Genomic DNA, 3,835 nt, shown 5'->3' with positions numbered 1-3,835 from the left:
CGCATCTTTTGATTTTGCATCATCATTTAACCTGCCAAAAGTAATGAAAAGCATGGAAATCTTTTTCCCATCCTAATTTCTCATATAATTTTTGGGCAGGATTGTCAATAGCTGTTTCTAGTGCCAGTCCTTTATAAGTGTTCTTTTTGCAAAACTCTTGTGCTTTCAGTAGTAATTGTTCTCCTATAGATTGTTTTCTATAATTGGCATCAACATATAAATCGTTTAAAATAAGAGATTTTTGTAGGCTTACGGAAGAAAAAGTATAGTAAAGTTGGGTGAAACCTACCGCTTTGTTGTTTTCGTAAGCAGCAAAAATAATAGATTCTTCTTTTACAATTCTGTTTTTCAAAAACTCCGCAGCAGCAACAAGATCAGATTCCATTTTGTAAAACACTCTGTACCCATTAAAAAGAGGAGCAACTTCGTTAATCTCTGCTATTGTAATTCTTTTAATACGTATCATATCAAAAAAAAGCTCCGTAAGGAGCTTTTAATTATTTAGTTTTCTTCTGTTTATTAATCTCGTCTTGTAGCTGTCTACTTATTTTTTGCTCTCGCTCTAAGGCTCTTCTTCTGTGATCCTCGTATTCAACTTCTAGTTCAGATAGGTTTTGTTTAGCCTCTTGGGTTAAAATATTACTATTTCTGAATTTATAGATAAACAAACCTAGAGTTAAAAACAACGCTCCTATAATTGTCCAAAGAACAAAATTATATGTTCCTTTAGAAACAGGTAGACCTAAGAAAGACATACTATCCTTTTCTTCCGTAACTGCACCTAAATTAGTAGTAGTTTCCTCTAATTTTTTATTTAAAGATGTAATTGTAGTCTCATGTTCTGCAATTGTAGATTTTAGTTCGCCCGTTTTTTTGTTCATAGCGGCGATAGAATCTAAAACATTCTTTCTGATTTTAAATAGATTAGTTTCTTTTACTACTTCATACCTAACACCATCTGCTCTATAATTTCCTGAACGCTTCGCAATATAATCAAACTGATTACTGATTGGACCTTCGTCAAGAGATAGTTTATCTCCCTCTTCTTCAGTGTCTTGCGCAAAATTTACATTACTAGCTAAAAGAAAGGCTAGCAACAATAGTATTCTATAAAACTTCATGTAATAGATTCTTAGGTTAATTTGAATAATTTAGAGTTGACGAAAGTACTTTATAATTCTTGAAATATGAAAAAAAAGTACAAAGCATAAAACTGTTTATTTAATTACGTAAGTAATCATTAAATAGATGTTTTGCTACAAGACTATTAATAGTACGTAAAACGACGAACTTTAGCAATGTATTTTGCTAAACGAATAACTTGATGCGAATAGCCGTACTCATTATCATACCATATATAAAGAACAATATTTTTGCCAGATTCTGACACAATTGTTGCCATACTATCATAAATAGATGGGGCAGAGGTACCTATAATATCAGATGATACCAATTCTTTATCTAATGAGTATTTAATTTGTTCAACCAAGTCACCTTCAAGCGCATATTTTTTAATCATGCTATTAACGCCCTCAAGAGATGTTTTTTGATTTATATCAAGATTTAAAATTGCCAAAGAACCATTAGGTACAGGAACTCTAATTGCGTTAGAGGTTAATTTACCTTTTAAAGATGGTAATGCTTTGGTTACTGCTTTTCCTGCTCCGGTTTCGGTAATGACCATATTTAATGCTGCTGCACGACCTCTTCTGTATTTTCCATGCATATTATCAACCAAATTCTGATCATTAGTATATGCGTGGATAGTTTCTAAATGTCCTTTTTCAATACCTAAAGTTTCTTCTATAGCCTTTAATATTGGTGTAATTGCATTTGTTGTGCAAGACGCTGCAGAGAAGATTTCTGTATCATCTGGGCTATATTCTAAATGGTTAACACCGTGAACAATATTTGCAACTTCTTTACCGGGTGCGGTTAATAGCACTCTTGATGCCCCTTTTGCCTGTAAGTGTCTTTCTAATTGTTCTTTGGTCCTAAATGCACCGGTATTATCGATAACGAGTGCTTCATTAATACCATATTCGGTATAATCTATTTCTTCGGGCATGTTTGCATATATAACATGTACCGTTGTGCCGTTGATAATAAGTTTAAGGTTTGCATAATCAACCTTTACGGTACCGTTGAATATACCATGAACAGAATCTATTCTTAGTAAACTGGCTCTTTTCTCAAGATTTTCTATGCTTGGTTTTCCTCTAACTACAATTGCTCTTAGTCGTAATTGGTTTCCTTTTCCAGTTTTAGACATTAACTCTCTGGCAACTAATCTACCGATTCTTCCAAAACCATATAGTACAACATCTTTAGGTTCTATACTTTTAAAATCTTGTGCAGATTGTAATTTATCGATTACAAAAGATTTTACATTGTTTAAGATATTGGTGTCAGAGTGGTATTCATAGGTTAATTTACCAATATCAAGCTTTGAAGGCGGAAGCATCATGTCTGAAATTGATCGAAGAATTTCTACCGAGTCAAAAATGGATATCGGTTTCTGTACAAATTCACCTGCGTACTCGTGTAAATGAATGATATCACTTACATTTTTATCTATAACCTGATTTTTAAAAAGGACAATTTCAATAGATTTATCATACCATAAATCGCTCACGATTTTAATAAATTCTGTCGTGGCTTTTCTTCGGTCTGCTTGAAATGCCAGCTCTTTTTCAAATGTGGTCTGTGGAGCCATAATTAGTTGATTATTTTTACAATTCGCACAAAACTAGAAAAATTAAGCACTTAAAATAAATATTTTTCAAAAAAAAGCCTTCGTTTTTGCGAAGGCTGTATTTTTTTGTTTGTTTTTTATTGAAAGATCAATCGGTCTCTTTCGCCATTTGAACCTACCATGACAATAACAGTTTTTCCATATTTAGAAATACTGCCAAATGCAGTATAGGCGTCGTCAATATTTCCTATATCATGGTTGTCTACCTTGACTATTACTTTTTCGGATAGACCGTAGCCTCTGTATCTTTCAGGAACACCGGTGATTTTTACACCTGATGTTGTTTTGTATACTTTTTTATCATGCTCAGTAAGGTTTCTTACTTCTAAGCCCATTTCAGGTACGACCAAGGCTTGTCTTTCTTTTAGTACTAACGGTAATTTAAGTAGCTCTTTGTCTCTGTCGATAACAAATTCTAAAGTGTCACCGGGTCTTTTCGTAGAAAGGTATCCAGTTAAATCGGGGTATTTATGTACATCTATTTCATCGACTTTTTTAATAATATCACCTACAACGATTCCTGCTTCTTGTGCTGCAGACTCTTCTTCTACTAATTCAATGAATACTCCATCAATATTATTGATACCTTTTGCAATAGCATCTCTGGTGTTTACCGGCGCGGGACTAATACCCATAAAGCCTTTTTGAACATTACCGTATTCCAAAATATCTTGAACAACCTTTTTAGCTATGTTGCTAGGCACTGCAAATGAATAGCCTACATATGATCCTGTTTGTGATGTAATGGCGGTATTGATACCTACTAAATCTCCATTTGTATTTACTAAGGCTCCGCCAGAGTTTCCTGGGTTCACTGCGGCATCGGTTTGTATGAAAGATTGGTTTTTTCCAAGGTTACGTGCTTTAGCGCTTACGATACCGGCTGTAACAGTTGATGTTAGGTTGAAAGGGTTGCCAACGGCTAGAACCCATTCACCAATTTTAGTATGGTCAGAATCACCAAAAGCTAAATAGGGTAGCTTTTCCTTTGTTTCAATCTTAATTAAAGCAATATCAGAATTAGGATCAGTACCAATTAATTCGGCGTTATAGGTTCTATTATTGTTCAAAGTAACCTGA

Annotated in this window: 4 protein-coding genes; all 4 read right to left on the bottom strand. The window is 33.8% G+C overall.

Annotation, left to right across the window (positions count from 1 at the left end; translation table 11 throughout):
* Nucleotides 1–22: 22 nt before the first annotated feature.
* Nucleotides 23–466, bottom strand: a complete 444-nt coding sequence (locus tag ABJI11_RS15050) for a GNAT family N-acetyltransferase (RefSeq protein ID WP_348353937.1) — start codon at nt 464–466, stop codon at nt 23–25.
* Nucleotides 467–497: 31 nt separating this feature from the next.
* Nucleotides 498–1,121: a tRNA (guanine-N1)-methyltransferase gene (locus tag ABJI11_RS15045; protein ID WP_276492668.1), complete on the bottom strand. Its 624-nt coding sequence runs from the start codon at nt 1,119–1,121 to the stop codon at nt 498–500.
* Between the two features lie 146 nt (nt 1,122–1,267).
* Nucleotides 1,268–2,716 carry a glyceraldehyde-3-phosphate dehydrogenase gene (locus ABJI11_RS15040; RefSeq protein WP_348353934.1) on the bottom strand — a complete coding sequence of 483 codons (1,449 nt, stop codon included), beginning with the start codon at nt 2,714–2,716 and terminating at the stop codon, nt 1,268–1,270.
* A 116-nt stretch (nt 2,717–2,832) separates the two neighbouring features.
* On the bottom strand, nt 2,833–3,835 hold a 1,003-nt coding region (locus ABJI11_RS15035; RefSeq protein WP_348353931.1), incomplete at its 5' end, for a trypsin-like peptidase domain-containing protein.

Origin of the sequence: Maribacter sp. (assembly GCF_039968975.1) — a bacterium.
Classification (GTDB): Bacteria; Bacteroidota; Bacteroidia; order Flavobacteriales; family Flavobacteriaceae; genus Maribacter.
The sequence above is the reverse complement of the archived record's forward strand: the minus strand, read 5'-3'. Positions and strand labels throughout refer to the sequence as shown.